Below are 16,037 nucleotides of genomic sequence, written 5' to 3'. Positions count from 1 at the left end.
AGCGCCTCCTTATTTATTGCACGAAGCGATCGGTCACATACTGGCTGTAATCCGTCGCAACAGCGGGGACTTTGCCCTGCTCTTTGAGGAACTGCGCGGTGTCGATAATGGCTTTGTTCACCGGTCCGGTCAGTTCGGCAGTCTGCTGTTGCGGCGTCAGGTAAGTGTTACCTTTCACCAGTCCCGGCACATCCGCTTCCGGCACGCCACTTAAACGCGACAATTTGCTGATATTCTCCGGCTGCTTCAGCCACTCATCGGGATTAGCGATATAAGGTTGCTGCGCATCGATAGCGCTTTTGGCAAAGGCTTTCACCACCTCAGGATGCTTCTCTGCAAAATCTTTGCGTACCACCCACACGTCCAGCGTCGGTGCGCCCCACTCACCAACCTGCGATGAGTCGGTTAACACCTTGCCGTCTTTTTCCAGTGCATTGACCGCAGGAGCCCAGACGTACGCGCCGTCAATATCCCCGCGCTGCCATGCGGCAATAATCGCAGGTGGTTGCAGGTTCACAATCTCCACCTGACCGGGTTTAATCCCCCAGTGTTTCAACGCCGCCAGCAGGCTGTAATGGGTGGTGGAGATAAACGGCACCGCAATGCGTTTGCCAATCAAATCTTGCGGTTTACTGATGTTTTTCTTCACCACTAGTGCCTCGGAGTTACCAAGCTTTGACGCCAGCAGAAAAACTTCAATGGGTACTTGCTGACTGGCGGCGACCGCCAGCGGGCTGGAGCCAAGATTACCGATCTGCACGTCGCCGGAGGCCAGCGCCCGGACGATGCTCGCGCCGCTGTCGAATTTGCGCCAGTCAACGGTAGCGCCGCTCTCTTTGGCAAAAGTATTATCCGCCTGCGCCACTTTGGCGGGTTCGGCGGAGGTCTGATAAGCGACGGTTACGTTCACCGCCTGCGCCTGAAATGCGATGAATGCCAGTGCACCGAGAAGTGCGTTACGCGATGAAATAGCCATGATTGTCTGCTCCCCTGTCTTGTTATGGAGGCAGTATTTCGTTGCGGCACAATTTGATAAAGGAATTAAAAATTCTGGCTAAGAACAAAGCGTTTTTAGAAAAAAAGCGGCAATAGTTAGTGATTTTGCTCATTACAGATGGAATTCGTAGGCCTGATAAGCGCAGCGCCATCAGGCCTACAGCACCCGGCAAATTATTGCGATTTTGTTACATTCGTTACATAACTACACCTGGATGATTGCCAGCGCGGCGCTGACCGGCATCATAGACGCCATTATCAGGCAAGAGAGTAAAATCATGATTCATGTTGTGCTGGTGGATGACCATGTGGTGGTGCGTTCCGGCTTTGCGCAATTACTCAGTCTCGAAGACGATCTCAACGTTACCGGTCAGTACAGCAGCGCAGCGGAGGCCTGGCCTGCACTTCTGCATGATGACGTCAACGTTGCGGTGATGGATATCGCCATGCCGGATGAAAATGGTCTGAGCCTGTTAAAACGACTGCGGGCACAGAAGCCCGGTTTTCGCGCCATCATTCTCAGCATCTATGACTCACCCACGTTTGTGCAAAGTGCGCTGGATGCCGGCGCCAGTGGCTACCTGACCAAACGCTGCGGACCAGAGGAGCTGGTGCAGGCGGTACGATCGGTCGGTATGGGCGGGCATTACCTGTGCGCCGATGCGCTGCGGGCGCTACGCGGCGGCGAACAGCCCGCGCAGGTACTGGAAGTACTGACCCCACGCGAGCGCGAAGTGTTTGAGCTGTTGGTCAAAGGCGACAGCGTAAAAGAGATCGCCTTCAAGCTCGACCTCAGCCACAAGACGGTGCACGTTCATCGGGCGAACGTGCTGGGCAAACTGCAATGCCACAGCACCATCGATCTGGTGCATTTTGCCCTCGACCACCAGCTATTAACGGGGCATTAATGTCGCGTAGCCTTCGGCATTGGGTTATTTCTCTGTTTATTCTGCTGGCCTGGGGATCGGGCTGGTTGATGCTGTGGACGCTGGGGTTTTACCTGACCCACAACGGCCAGCAGGCGGCGCTGTTCCTGCCACACGGCGTCTATCTCGCGCTGCTCATCCTGCTTTCTCGCCGTTACTGGCCCGCGCTGGTATTGCCGCCGGTGCTGATGTTGTTCTGGCTGCACAGTGAGCAATTATTGAATGGCTATATCCTGCTGGCCGCGCCGTTAATTAGCCTGATTCCGGCGAGCATCGGCCAGTCATACTGGCACCGCTTCCCCCTTTACTGGCAGCGCTTAACGCTGCTGCTGGCCGCAGTGACGCTCACCTCATTGCTCAATACCGCCCTGCTTTCACCGTTTATCCAAAGTCCGGCAACGTTAATTGGCCTGGCGTCGTTTACCGGCGGCGTGCTGCTGACGCCGTTTGTCTATCTGATCTATGAATTTTTGCGCCAGCAGCACCGCTATCATTTGCTCGGATTGGATACCACCAATCCCCCGCTGCGCACCTCGCTTATCATCTGGTGCAGCCTGTTTTTTATTATTGGCATCGGCACCCAAATGGTGTTGTCGCCGGAGATCGAGCGCCTGTTGCTGATCGTGGTGTTCTTACCGAACGTGGTGATGGCGTGGAAATTTGGCTGGCAGGGCGGCGTGTTGTCCGGATTGCTCGGCAGTATGATGATCACCATCGCCCGGCAAATCGGCGTCGGGTTCAGTAATTTACTGGAGCTGGAGATTTTCCTCGCCACCCAGGCGCTGCTCGGCATAGGGCTGGGGATCGCCATCAGCCGCCAGCAGCATCTGGCGCAAAACCTGCACCATTATCGCCAGCGTCTGGAAACTGAACTGGCGGCGCGTCGCGCGCTGACCGAACAGCTGATCCGCACCGAAGAAAACACGCGCAAAAGCCTGGCGCGGGAACTGCACGACGAAATTGGTCAGAACATCACCGCCATTCAAATTCAATCACAACTGGTCAAACGCGCACCGGGTCGCGAGCAAACGCTTGAAGCGGCAAATCAGATCAACGACCTGGCCCGGCGTATTCACCACTCCACCCGCCAGCTGCTGCGCCAGCTGCGTCCACCCGCGCTCGATGAACTGTCTTTTAAAGATGCACTACATCATCTGGTGAATGAATTTGCTTTTGCTGAACGGGGCATTCGCTGTCGCTTTGATTATCAGCTAGAGAATACGCCAGAAAACGAAACGGTGCGCTTCACGCTGTATCGTCTGTTGCAGGAGTTACTCAATAACGTCTGTAAACATGCCGATGCCAGCGATGTGTCGATTACGCTGCGCCAGCAGGAACATAGCTTGTTTCTGGACGTCGCTGACAACGGCGTGGGTATTCTGCCGGAAAAAATTCCCGGTTTCGGTATCCAGGGAATGCGTGAGCGGGTCAGCGCTCTTGGCGGCGAACTGACGCTCGAATCAAACGGCGGCACGCGGGTAATTGTTAACCTGCCCACAAATTTGCAACAAATCAGCCGCTAACCAGGAAAAAGTCTTAGCCACTCTGGACTTTCTCTCATCCTCTTTTGCTTTCACTTTCCTATAGTCAGCACAAACGGAGACAGCCATGCACGCACGTCCAGCCAGCGAAACAGACCAACAATACCGGGCGCTACGCCCTCGGCTGCTGATGTGTATGGTCATTGGTTACGCAGCGTTTTATCTGACGCGCAAAAGCGTTAACTACGTCCTCCCGGCGCTACAAACGGACCTCGGTCTGGATAAAGGCGATATCGGTCTGTTGGGGTCGCTGTTTTACCTGACCTATGGTCTGTCGAAATTTACCGCCGGCCTGTGGCACGACAGCCACGGACAACGCGCATTTATGGGCATTGGCCTTTTCGCCACCGGTGTTTTGAATGTGCTGTTCGCCTTTGGTGAATCGCTGACGCTACTGCTGGTGGTCTGGACGCTGAACGGATTTTTTCAGGGCTGGGGCTGGCCGCCCTGCGCCCGACTACTGACCCACTGGTACTCGCGCAACGAACGCGGATTCTGGTGGGGCTGCTGGAATATGTCGATCAACATTGGTGGGGCAGTTATCCCGCTGATTAGCGCCTTTGCCGCCCACTGGTGGGGCTGGCAGGCAGCGATGCTGGCACCGGGGATTATCAGCATGGCGTTAGGCATTTGGCTCACTCTGCAACTGAAAGGCACGCCCCGGGAAGAGGGATTACCGACGGTTGGGGAATGGCGGCATGACCCGCTGGAGCTGCGTCAGGAACAGCAAAGTCCGCCGATGGGGCTGTGGCAAATGTTACGTACCACCATGCTGAAAAACCCGATGATCTGGCTGCTCGGCGTGTCGTATGTATTGGTCTATTTGATCCGCATTGCGCTCAACGACTGGGGCAACATCTGGCTGACGGAAAGCCACGGCGTGAATCTGCTCAGCGCCAATGCCACGGTGATGCTGTTTGAAGTTGGCGGTTTGCTGGGGGCGCTGTTTGCCGGATGGGGATCGGATCTGCTGTTCAGCGGTCAGCGTGCGCCGATGATTTTGCTGTTCACGCTGGGGCTGATGGTCTCCGTCGCCGCGCTGTGGCTGGCGCCGGTGCACCACTACGCGCTACTGGCAATGTGTTTCTTTACGGTGGGCTTTTTTGTGTTTGGCCCACAGATGCTGATTGGCCTCGCGGCAGTGGAGTGCGGACACAAAGCGGCAGCAGGTTCAATTACCGGTTTTCTCGGGCTGTTCGCCTATCTGGGGGCCGCGCTGGCGGGTTGGCCGCTGTCGCTGGTCATAGAACACTACGGCTGGTCGGGAATGTTCAGTTTGCTCTCGGTCGCCGCTGTCTTTATGGGTTTATTGCTGATGCCACTGCTCATTGCAGGCATTACCCCTTCTCTCAGTCAAAGGATAAAACAATGAAACTGACGCTTACCTCTACACTAATTGCCTCCGCTCTGACGCTGGCAGCCTTCAGCAATGCAGCTCAGGCGCAGGGCCGTCTGGTGGTGTATTGCAGCGCCACTAACGAGATGTGCGAAACCGAAACCAAAGCCTTCGGTGAAAAATATGATGTGAAAACCTCATTCATTCGCAACGGCTCGGGCAGTACGCTGGCGAAAGTGGATGCCGAGAAGAAAAATCCGCAGGCGGATGTCTGGTACGGCGGTACGCTGGATCCGCAGTCCCAGGCCGGGGAAATGGGCCTGCTGCAGCCGTATAAATCACCCAATCTCGAACAGATCATGGAGAAATTCCGCGATCCCGCGAAGGTGAAAGGCAATCTCTCCTCGGCGGTTTACGTCGGTATTCTGGGCTTTGGCGTCAATACCCAGCGCCTGAAAGAGAAAAACCTGCCGGTGCCAAAATGCTGGAAGGATCTGACCAAACCGGAATACAAAGGTGAAATCCAGATTGCTGACCCGCAAAGCTCCGGTACCGCCTATACCGCGCTGGCGACTTTTGCCCAGTTGTGGGGTGAAGATCAGGCCTTTGACTACCTGAAACAGCTCAACGCCAACGTCTCTCAATACACTAAATCAGGCATTGCCCCAGCGCGTAACGCCGCTCGTGGCGAAACGGCGATTGGCATTGGCTTCCTGCACGACTACTCGCTGGAAAAAGAACAGGGCGCACCGCTGGAGCTAATTTCACCGTGCGAAGGTACTGGCTATGAGATCGGCGGCGTTAGCATTCTGAAAGGCGCGCGCAACCTCGATAACGCCAAACTGTTCGTTGACTGGGTACTGTCAAAAGATGCCCAGGAACTGGCGTGGAAGAAAGGTAAGTCCTATCAGATCCTGACCAACACCACCGCCGAGACGTCTCCTAACTCGCTGAAGCTCGACGACCTGAAACTTATCAATTACGACATGGATAAGTACGGCTCGACCGACGTGCGTAAAGCGTTGATCAATAAGTGGGTCAGCGAAGTGAAGATGGGTAAATAAACCTACATCGGCGATCATTTGCCGGGTGCGGCGTAAATACCGCATCCGGCCTGGAATACCGGAACCGCTATGTCACACACACTTGCACTCCATCCTGTGAAAAAACGGGATGCGATATTTCTTTGGGTTTTGCTTGGCTGGCTGGCGTTTGCCCTGTTGCCAAGCTGGAGCCTGGACTACGGTCTGCTGGAGTCGACAGGCGAGGAAATACTCGCCGCCTACGGCTGGTCACAGTTCAATATCAGTTGGTTATGGTATCTGCTGCCGAGCCTGCTACTGGTGCGTCCGTTCCATGAGGCCAGGCGCGAACAGCGCGGCCGCCATTATCTTGATGCGGGCTGGGCTTTTTTCTGTATGGCGTTTATCGTCGCCAGCGCGACTCTTGAGGGGCGCGGCTTAGGCTATGCCACCATTGTGTTGTTTGTGGCACTTGGCGCGATCATGACCCTGGCGCTCACCCGTCTGGAATGGCTGGGCGGCGACCGTTTCGTCATCGGTTCGCTCACCGCGATTGTCGCGCTAATCGGTATTTTTATCGTCTGGCCGAGTATCGCTATTTTTATTCCGATGTTCACCAACGACGCCGGGGAATTTGCCCCGCTGGCGTTTATGAATGTGCTGTCGCAGGCACATATCATTCAGGTGATCCTCAACTCGATTATGCTGTCGATTGCCGTCGGCGTCGGCTGTACCTTCTTTGGTCTGGTACTGGCTATCTATACTACCCGTATCGCCAGACGCAGCGCCATAATCGGACGTATCTTCTCGATTTTGCCGATCGTCACCCCGCCGTTTGTCGTGGGTTTAGGCGTCACGCTGATGATGGGACGCTCCGGCTACATCACCGAATTTATGGTCGAATGGTTTGGCTTAACCAACACCAACTGGCTGTACGGTTTTACCGGCATCTGGCTGGCGCAGGTGCTGGCCTTCACTCCGATGGCGTTTATGATCCTCGACGGAGCAATCAAAACCATTCATCCGTCGCTGGAAGAAGCATCATACACCCTGCGTGCCAGCCGCTGGCAGACCTTTAACGGCGTGTTTGTCCCGCTACTGAAACCAGCACTGGCCAACGCCTTTTTGATTGTGGTGGTGCAATCGCTGGCTGACTTTAGTAACCCGCTGGTGCTCGGCGGAAACTTCGACGTGCTGGCAACGCAAATCTACTTCTACATCACCGGTTCGCAGCTCGACTACCAGGCCGCCAGTACGCTGGGTGCCTTCCTGCTGCTGTTCTCGCTGCTGGTGTTCTGCGTGCAATATATGTGGATTGGTAAACGCTCATACGTCACCGTTTCCGGTAAATCCTACCGGGGCGACGTGCAGCCGTTACCTGTGACGCTGGTATGGAGCGTGGTCGCGCTGCTGGCGGTGTGGATTGCCTTTAACGCCCTGTTGTACGGCAGCATTTTCTACGGCAGTTTCACCGTTAACTGGGGCGTGGACTACACCCTGACGTTAGCGAACTTTACCAAACTGTTCGGTCAGGGGATGAGCGACGGCGCATGGCCTTCACTGCTCGACACCCTGCTCTACGCCGGTATTGCCGCGCCGATCACCGCCATCTTCGGTCTGCTGATCGCCTGGGTAGTCGTGCGCCAACAGTTTAAGGGCAAGAAGACCATCGAGTTCACCACCATGCTGTGCTTTGCCGTTCCAGGCACCGTCGCGGGCGTATCGTACATTCTGGCCTTTAACAGCGCCCCGGTGTACCTCACTGGTACGGCGGCGATTGTCATTATCTCGATGGTAATGCGTAACGTCCCGGTCGGCATTCGGGCGGGTATCGCGGGCTTAGGCCAGATCGATAAATCACTGGATGAAGCCTCGCTCAGCCTGCGCGCCGGTTCGCTGCGTACCATTACGCATATCCTGCTGCCGCTGCTACGCCCGGCGATCCTTTCGGCGCTGATTTACAGCTTTGTGCGCGCCATTACCACCGTCAGCGCCATTGTATTCCTCGTCACGCCGGATACCCGCGTAGCGACGGCCTACATCCTTAACCGCGTGGAAGACGGCGAATACGGTGTGGCGATTGCCTACGGTTCCATTCTGATCGTGGTGATGCTGGCGATTATTTTCATCTTTGACTGGCTGATCGGTGAATCACGTACCTCCCGTTCAAAAGCCAAAAACCAGGCGTAATGGAGCGCACTATGACTCAGAAAAATTTCGTTGAACTGCGCAACGTCACCAAACGATTTGGCAGTAATACGGTAATCGACAATATCAACCTCACCATCCCACAGGGGCAAATGGTGACGCTGCTCGGCCCGTCCGGTTGTGGCAAAACCACCATTTTGCGCCTGGTCGCCGGGCTGGAAAAACCGAGCGAAGGGCAGATTTTCATTGATGGCGAAGACGTCACCCATCGCTCAATTCAGCAGCGTGATATCTGTATGGTGTTTCAGTCCTATGCCCTGTTCCCGCATATGTCGCTGGGAGAGAACGTGGGTTACGGCCTGAAGATGCTCGGCGTATCCCGCGCTGAGGTGAAAACCCGTGTCAAAGAGGCACTGGCGATGGTCGATCTGGAAGGATTCGAAGAACGCTATGTTGATCAGATCTCCGGCGGTCAGCAGCAGCGCGTAGCGCTGGCCCGCGCGTTGATCCTCAAGCCGAAAGTGCTGCTGTTTGATGAGCCGTTGAGTAACCTCGACGCCAACCTGCGTCGCAGCATGCGCGACAAGATCCGCGAACTGCAAAAGCAGTTTGATATCACCTCGCTGTACGTCACCCACGATCAGAGCGAAGCCTTTGCGGTTTCCGATACCGTGCTGGTGATGAACAAGGGGCACATCATGCAGATCGGTTCACCGCAGGATCTATACCGCCAGCCCGCCTCGCGCTTTATGGCAAGTTTTATGGGTGACGCCAACCTGTTCCCGGCCACCTTCGGTGACCAATACGTTGATATCTACGGCTACCACCTGCCGCGCCCGCTGCACTTTGATACGCAAGGCGAAGGCATGGTCGGCGTGCGCCCGGAAGCGATCACGCTCAGCGATCGCGGCGAAGAGAGTCAGCGCTGCGTGATCCGCCACGTGGCCTATATGGGCCCCCAGTATGAAGTCACGGTGGAATGGCACGGGCAGGAGATCTTATTGCAGGTCAACGCTACGCGTTTACAGCCGGACGTCGGCGAGCAGTATTATCTCGAAATCCATCCGTACGGCATGTTTGTTCTGGCGGATGCAGCATAACGTTTTGTGGCTTTGTAGGCCGGATAAGGCCTACATCTTTCAAAACTATTGACAATAATTCAATTGCGAATCCATCGTAATACTATGATTTTACGATGGATTTAACAGGTGTGAAATCTCAAATACGAGCATACAATTTTAAAGTAACAACATACCCTGCTGTTATGCAATTACGAAAGCAACGAAATGCCTATAATGCAAAAATTTTGGAGTCTATTGTTTAATGCGTGATATAAGATGATCTTTTAAAACATTATCAGAGATTCTTCATTTTACTGAAAATGAGAAAGATATTGTTAATCAGCATATACATAAAAGTATAGGTGAATATTATGATAGTTACGATTATATCGTTGAAAAAAGTGAGACAACAATAAAATGCAAGAAAGCAATCCAGATACTGCCATCAAATGATGGGTTACTGATATTCAATTGTCAATTAAAAAGAAACAAGAGTTTTAACACACAAGGCAAATGAATCACCTGAATGATATTTACGACCTGAATTTTTAATGTAAGAATTCAGGTTTTTTTTTGAAGTTTGAGATTGGTATCACAATAAAAGCAATAAAAATAGTCTGATATCAAAGTTTGACATTGCATGCGAGAACTTTAGTTATGAGATCTATTAATTGGCGTTCTGAAGGGTTTTTATTATCGCCAGGAGATCAAACAAGTTGTGGTGGATTTATAATAAGGAATAAGGAATTCCATATTGTCGAAGGAATGGAAATAGCATATGAAATGGATGAGTATGTATGTGGAGCAAATGGCAGAACATATAAAATAAAAGGTGGCGTACCGAAAGGTTCATGGATTGAAAGAGAGAAGGGTTTATTTCGTCGAACAAGCCTAAGTTCCTGGGATAGTGATATTGATTCGGAGGGTCGAAAAATAGAATCACCATCATCAAGGATAAAGCGACTCAAAGAAGAAACATCGTTGTACAGGCGTCAACCCGACTATCTTCGGGATTCTGAAAACATAAATGAACGTAGTAGATTTGTCGGAAGCGCGGGGGGAACGATAAATCTGAGAAAAAGAACAATCCTTAATAATGAAAAAGAAGATATTTTTTCACATAGAACATCTAATCTCCGATTCCGAACCAGAATAAGTAATGAATTATATAATCATTACTTAATAATGGGGCGTGATATGTCTCAATACGAGACAGAAATCATATGCCTGCTGGCAGGTTCAGCACATAGCAGAGGTACATGTCCTTGCCAATGTCGATTTATACCCCATTTGAATATTACATACAGATATGATGATTATATTTTAGCAAGTTATGAAGCAGCAAACAGGCCTCAAAATTCAACACCACCAGTTCGCGCAGCAAAACAAATTGCAGAGTCGAGACAATCAGTTGAACCGGGATTTTGTGTAGTACCAGAATTGACAACACCAAAATCATATGAATGTGAATTAATGGTTAGTCCACCATCAGGAATAAAAGAGTTATATCATCAGTTGAATCCAGAAAAAAAGAAAAAGCCCGGTTCAATTTTAGTTGTTGCTGATCCACTATCCCAATCGCCTGAAAAAATTGCGCAAGTACAAACAGCAAGGGACAGAATTGATAAAGCACTTGAACCACTGACTACTGAGGAAGCCAAATTACTGTATGAAAACAGAACCCCAATAGATATATTTTCATCTAATATATACAGCGATGCTTTAGGACAAAGCGGGGATATTTTTGGTTATATAAAGGATGCTGGAGGAGGTTATTATGAAGAAATAAATAAAATACTAAACGAAATTCAGGAGCTTTATAAAAAAACATATAACCAAAATTCTGGACGCATTTCTGGAGAGGAGTTTTTTGGTCGGCGAGAAAGGTTATTTAAAAAGCTAGATGGTATTTTGAATAAATTTTCAAAAGAACAATTGAATTTAAAACAATACGAACAAATAAAAGACGCATTGGGTTTATCCACAAAATCCATTATGCATAAGTGGGATCAAACAGGTGTGAAAGATATTGAAGGTTATGCAAGCTACATAGAAAAATCTGCCAAACTTCTAAAAATAATGAAAACAACAGGCTATGTTGGTATTGGTCTTGATTTTGCCAGCTATACAACAAATGTGTATGACGCTTGCGCAAAGGGACGAGAGAGCGAATGTAGAAAAGCAGCAATAACGGAGTATAGTAAATTTGGCTCTAAACAGATAGTGGGTATTGCTGCGGGAGGTGCCGCTGGACCAGCAGCAAGGGCAATCTGTATGTGGGCATTAGGACTTATCACAGCAGAAGCGGGGGCAATTGGTGCGGGACTGTGCCTGGCAACTGGAATCGGTACGGGAATTGTAGCTGGAAAAGTAGCAGAGAAAAAAGGTGAAGGATGGGGGGAGTATTGGGGAGAAACTATTAATAATGCGATAGATAATAATCCAGATAAGTTAACCCATTCACCCGACACGTTTAATGAAGAAGCAGGTATATTAATATATGAAAAACTTTTTGATAGAAAACTTCGATAATATAAGATTTTTATTTATTACGGCTATTTTATTTAGTTTTTTTGTATTAGTATTTGTTTCATATGTAATTAATAAAAATAGCTATGAGAAAATCGTGAAATTATATGAGGAGAAATTTGACCATTTACCTCTGACAGCACGTATGGCAAGGGGGGCAAGTTTGATCGGTACCCCGGCAGCATATCATGCAAAAATTGGTTTTATAATGGGTAGCCTAATATTTCCATATAATCGTGTTACGAATCATGATATGAGCATGGAAGGGTATAGATTTATTCGCAGTTTACCAAGTGGTCTGATTACAGGTTTTAGAGTAGAAGCGGCTGTGTGGTTTGTATTGATTATGCTAATATCTGGTTTGATTTGTATTGAAAATATAGTGTAAGTTGAAAGAAGGGACTTTATAAAAGTTCCTTCTTTCAACTTATTTCAATGCCCCATATATCTTATCAACAATCCATCCGTAAGTAGCAGCAGGTAATAACCCACTAAAAAAACATTTGGATTCACTTTAGGATCGGCTACTGGCGAATGTGGTCTGTTACCTAAAATAACAATAGCCATATGACTAACTGGATCGATAGAGGTCAGTGTTACGATCCAGCAATGCCTGATGCGCTTATCAGGCCTACAGTGAACGATGCAGGCCCGATAAACTCTCAGCTTCGCGCTTTTAGCGCGGCAATATCTTTCGGCGTGGTGCGACAGCACCCGCCAATCAACCGTGCGCCAGCGGCCTGCCACTGCGGCAGATAATCCGCCAGATGCGAACAATGCTCACCGTGATGATGCCAGGTTTTGCTCACGGCATCATACTGCTCGCCCGAGTTCGGATACACCACCAGCGGAAGCGCCGTTAAACTGTGTAAATGCTGCAACGCAGCGGTGGTGTTTTCCAGCGCAATGCAGTTAATACCTAGCGCCACCACCTGCGGATAATCCGCCAGCAACGCAACCACGTCACGCAGCGGCGTACCGTCGCTCAGGTGCTCGCTGTCGCGCAGGGTAAATGAGAACCACGCCCGCGCACGCGGATATGCAGTCAATAACTCAGCCAGCGCGCTAATTTCGGCAAAATTTGGCAGGGTTTCACAGGCCAGAAGATCGGCCCCGGCATCCAGCAAGGCTTCCACGCGCGGGCGGTGAAACGCCTGAAACTCTTCAGCGCTACGTTGGTAATCACCACGGTATTCAGAACCATCCGCCAGATACGCACCGTAAGGCCCGACCGATCCTGCTACCAGCAGCGTGCCCGCCTGCGGGTTCTCTGCCAGATACGCTTCGCGGGCTTTACGCGCCAGCTCCACGCTTTTGCCAATCAGCGCTTTCGACTGCGCTTCATCCAGATCTCGCGCGGCAAAGCCCGCCGGCGTCGCCTGATAGCTGGCGGTGATCGCGCACTGCGCCCCCGCCCGGTAGTAATCGAGATGGACTTCGCGGATAAGCTCCGGATTTTCGACCAGCACTTTGGCTGACCACAGACTATCGGCTAAGTTACAGCCACGCGCTTCCAGCTCCGTCGCCATCGCACCATCGAGCAGCAGGAAATCCTGTTTATCGAGGATGGCGCTTAACGGATTATTCTGCGACATGTTCGGGCTCCTGTTTGGTTTTACGCGGTTGAGTAAGGAAATAAGCACCATAACACACTGCCACAAACGGTAACCCGCACCACAGCGCAATTCTCTGCGCTGGATCGAATGCCAGCCCGACACAAGCCACCAGGCACAGCACAAATCCCAGTACCGGCACCAGCGGATACCACGGCGCGCGATAATGCAATTCACTCAATGCCTTACCCTGCTGCAGATGACGGCGGCGAAAGACGAAGTGTGAAGCGCAAATACTCAGCCACACCGCCACCACCGCAAACCCGGAGATTGCCGACAGCGCGACAAATACCGTATCCGGGGCCACCACGCTGGAAAACAGCGCCAGTACACCACCGAGCATACTGACCGACAGCGCCGTCAGCGGCACGCCGTTTTTCGTTACTCGCGCAAAACAGGCCGGTAGCGTACGTTCATTCGACAGCGACCACAGCATGCGCCCGGAGGCATACAGCCCGGAGTTCGCCGCGGATAGAATAGCCGTCAGGATCACGAAGTTAAAAATATCGGCGGCGTAAGGAATACCCACCTTCTCAAACACCAGCACAAACGGGCTTTTCTCCACGCCCGCCTGCTGCATCGGGATCAGCGCCGCCAGCACAAACACGGTGCCGATAAAGAAAATAATCAGTCGCGCGATAGTGGTACGAATCGCTACCGGAATGACCTTGCGCGGGTTTTCTGTTTCTCCGGCGGCAATGCCGATAAGCTCGGTTCCCGAAAAAGCAAAATTCACCGCCACCATCGTCATCAGGATCGGTAAGCCACCGTGTGGGAACCAGCCTTCCGCCGTGATATTACTCAGTCCAGGCGCGGGTGAGCCATCCTGCATCGGGATAAAACCAAAAATCGCCGCCCCGCCGAGGATTATAAAGGCGATGATAGTGACCACTTTTACCAGCGAGAACCAGAACTCCCCTTCGGCAAAAAAGCGCGTGGAGATGACGTTCAGACCAAAAATAATCGCGCAGAACACCACACACCAGACCCAAACCGGCACCTGTGGAAACCAGTACTGCATACAGAATCCGGCGGCGGTAAAGCTCGACCCCAGCGCCACAGTCCAGGTCAGCCAGTAGAGCCAGGCTACGGTATATCCCGTTGCGGGGCCGAGATAACGCGCAGCATAGACGTGAAACGCCCCAGTCTCCGGCATCGCGACCGAAAGCTCGCCCAGACACTGCATAACCAACCAGACCACCAGCGCGCCAATCAGATAAGCCAGCAGCGTTCCCGCCGCCCCGGTAGTGGAGATGATGTACCCGGTATTGAAGAATAACCCTGTGCCAATCACGCCGCCTAAGGAGAGCATTATCAGGTGACGCGTTTTCATTGTGCGCTTCAGTGGCGCATTTTGTTGTGTTGTTTGCATATAACCTTCTAAACGTATGGACATCTAAACATCCAAAGAAGGTTTGTTATACCGTGTTTGTTAACAGAATGCAAAGTCAACCCTGCACCAGGCGCAAATGCCCGCGCCGGGCGCTTAATATCGGGTGGGGATTAATAATCAAATACAAAAAGGGCCGCCAGCTCATAACGCCTCCGTTGCCAGGCTTTATGTAAACTCTGGCAACGTCCTCATCGACTGGCGTTCACCCGGAAGTGGGAACCGTATCTCCCTGCTCATACTACCGAATGAGCGCTTAAGCACCGCTGGCAGGGATCGGCATCTGCGATTTGCGGCTCATCAGGATAAATACCGCCAGCCCTGCCAGCAATATCCCCGGCGCAGAAGCCGCCATCACCCCTACCGTTCCGGTGCCGAGCGCTAACATTTTCCCTGCCAGCAGCGGACCGCTCATTGCACCCAGACGCCCGACGGCGACAGCGGTACCCACGCCGGTGGCGCGGATCTGCGTGCTGTAAAACAACGGTGCCAGAGCATACAACACGCTTTGCCCACCGGTGGCAAACATCCCCGCCACAAATCCCGCCATCAGCATGCCGCTCAATGACGATACCGTGCCCAGCGCCAGCAGTGATGCCAGCATCCCGGTGTAGATCAAAAGTGACATCACCACCGGACGCAGTTTGTCCATCAACGCCCCGAGAATTAACGTCCCGCTGGCCGCGCCGATTTGCAGAGCAAACATCACTCCTGCTGCCTGCGAGGGCTGAAAGCCCTGCTCGACCAGCAGCATCGGCAGCCAGTTGATCAGCATATACACCACCAGCAGGGTGAAGAAATAGCACAGCCACAGCAGCAGCGTGGCTGTCGCGGTGGTTGGCGCAAACAGAGCGCGCAGCGGCGCGGCAGCCACCTGCGTTTGTTGGGTATAAACCTGTGATTCCGGCAGCCAGCGCATTAACAGCGGAACCAGCAGCAGCGGGATCACCCCGCCGACCCAGAACACGGTTTGCCAGGCAGAGGCCAGACCGCTAAACCCGAGCGCTGCCGCCAGCGCCGCGCCAATCGGCACACCGCAGTACATCAGGCTCACCGCCGTACCACGAAAACGCGGGCCCGCCGCCTCAGAAGTCAGCGCGATCAGATTCGGCAACGCCGCACCCAACCCAACACCGGTCATCAGGCGAGCAAACACCAGCGATGAGAAATCCCAGGATATCGCTGTTGCCAGTGAGAACAGGCCGAACAGCGCCACGGAGGCAATAAGAATGCGTTTGCGGCCATAGCGATCGGCCAGCATGCCGCCCACCAGCGCGCCGGGCAGCAGCCCAAGAATGCCCGCGCTGAAGATCCAGCCCATCTGCATTTTATCCAATGCAAACGCATGGGCGATACCGACGGCAGCGATCCCGGCGGCCTGTAAATCCAGCCCTTCCATCAGGGCGACTAAAAAACACAGCCCGACGGTCAACGTCAGGCGGGATGAGGATGCGGGGGTACGGGTAGTCATAAGA

General features: G+C 52.4%; 12 protein-coding genes and 1 pseudogene. 8 read left to right on the top strand and 5 right to left on the bottom strand.

Going from position 1 to position 16,037, the window contains the following annotated elements; genetic code table 11:
• Positions 1-13: 13 nt before the first annotated feature.
• Positions 14-976: a taurine ABC transporter substrate-binding protein gene (tauA, locus tag OGV98_RS14710; protein ID WP_003838610.1), complete on the bottom strand. Its 963-nt coding sequence runs from the start codon at positions 974-976 to the stop codon at positions 14-16.
• A gap of 298 nt (positions 977-1,274) precedes the next feature.
• On the opposite strand from tauA, the gene OGV98_RS14705 reads away from it, so the two are divergent.
• From OGV98_RS14705 to OGV98_RS14670, 8 genes are all read left to right on the top strand, one after another.
• Positions 1,275-1,904 (top strand): response regulator transcription factor, encoded by a 630-nt coding sequence (locus OGV98_RS14705; RefSeq protein WP_003021406.1) that lies wholly within the window; start codon positions 1,275-1,277, stop codon positions 1,902-1,904.
• The gene (locus OGV98_RS14700) at positions 1,904-3,445 is read left to right on the top strand and encodes an MASE1 domain-containing sensor histidine kinase (RefSeq protein WP_061549848.1); all 1,542 of its coding nucleotides are present in this window, start codon (positions 1,904-1,906) and stop codon (positions 3,443-3,445) included. Before OGV98_RS14705 ends, OGV98_RS14700 begins: the two co-directional genes overlap by 1 nt.
• Before the next feature lie 85 nt (positions 3,446-3,530).
• Positions 3,531-4,835 carry an MFS transporter family glucose-6-phosphate receptor UhpC gene (uhpC, locus tag OGV98_RS14695; protein WP_044714438.1) on the top strand — a complete coding sequence of 435 codons (1,305 nt, stop codon included), beginning with the start codon at positions 3,531-3,533 and terminating at the stop codon, positions 4,833-4,835.
• The gene (locus tag OGV98_RS14690; RefSeq protein ID WP_003021397.1) at positions 4,832-5,863 is read left to right on the top strand and encodes an ABC transporter substrate-binding protein; all 1,032 of its coding nucleotides are present in this window, start codon (positions 4,832-4,834) and stop codon (positions 5,861-5,863) included. The genes uhpC and OGV98_RS14690 overlap by 4 nt, the downstream gene beginning before the upstream one ends.
• Before the next feature lie 69 nt (positions 5,864-5,932).
• Positions 5,933-8,011 (top strand): ABC transporter permease, encoded by a 2,079-nt coding sequence (locus OGV98_RS14685; RefSeq protein ID WP_048216772.1) that lies wholly within the window; start codon positions 5,933-5,935, stop codon positions 8,009-8,011.
• Positions 8,012-8,022: 11 nt separating this feature from the next.
• A complete protein-coding gene (fbpC, locus tag OGV98_RS14680; RefSeq protein WP_003021390.1) occupies positions 8,023-9,069 on the top strand; it encodes a ferric ABC transporter ATP-binding protein in 1,047 nt (348 codons plus the stop codon).
• 618 nt (positions 9,070-9,687) lie between these two features.
• Positions 9,688-11,562, top strand: a complete 1,875-nt coding sequence (locus OGV98_RS14675; protein ID WP_202580732.1) for a hypothetical protein — start codon at positions 9,688-9,690, stop codon at positions 11,560-11,562.
• A complete protein-coding gene (locus OGV98_RS14670) occupies positions 11,531-11,947 on the top strand; it encodes a hypothetical protein (RefSeq protein ID WP_061549850.1) in 417 nt (138 codons plus the stop codon). Before OGV98_RS14675 ends, OGV98_RS14670 begins: the two co-directional genes overlap by 32 nt.
• 39 nt (positions 11,948-11,986) lie before the next feature.
• On the opposite strand, the pseudogene OGV98_RS14665 reads toward OGV98_RS14670, so the two are convergent.
• The 4 genes and pseudogenes from OGV98_RS14665 to mhpT all read right to left on the bottom strand — a co-directional run.
• Positions 11,987-12,165, bottom strand: a pseudogene (locus OGV98_RS14665) (penicillin binding protein PBP4B); the annotation flags it as partial.
• Between the two features lie 56 nt (positions 12,166-12,221).
• Complete coding sequence (mmuM, locus tag OGV98_RS14660) at positions 12,222-13,154, bottom strand: homocysteine S-methyltransferase (protein WP_061549851.1); 933 nt, start codon at positions 13,152-13,154, stop codon at positions 12,222-12,224.
• Positions 13,141-14,544 carry an S-methylmethionine permease gene (gene mmuP, locus OGV98_RS14655; protein WP_046669946.1) on the bottom strand — a complete coding sequence of 468 codons (1,404 nt, stop codon included), beginning with the start codon at positions 14,542-14,544 and terminating at the stop codon, positions 13,141-13,143. Before mmuP ends, mmuM begins: the two co-directional genes overlap by 14 nt.
• Positions 14,545-14,818: 274 nt before the next feature.
• Positions 14,819-16,033, bottom strand: coding sequence for a 3-(3-hydroxy-phenyl)propionate transporter MhpT (mhpT, locus tag OGV98_RS14650; RefSeq protein WP_008320943.1), 1,215 nt, complete (start codon positions 16,031-16,033; stop codon positions 14,819-14,821).
• Between the last annotated feature and the right edge of the window lie 4 nt (positions 16,034-16,037).

This window comes from Citrobacter sp. Cf136 (assembly GCF_030333815.1).
Taxonomy (GTDB): Bacteria; Pseudomonadota; Gammaproteobacteria; order Enterobacterales; family Enterobacteriaceae; genus Citrobacter; species Citrobacter freundii.
Note: the sequence above shows the minus strand (reverse complement) of the source record. Positions and strands in the feature narration are given on the sequence as shown.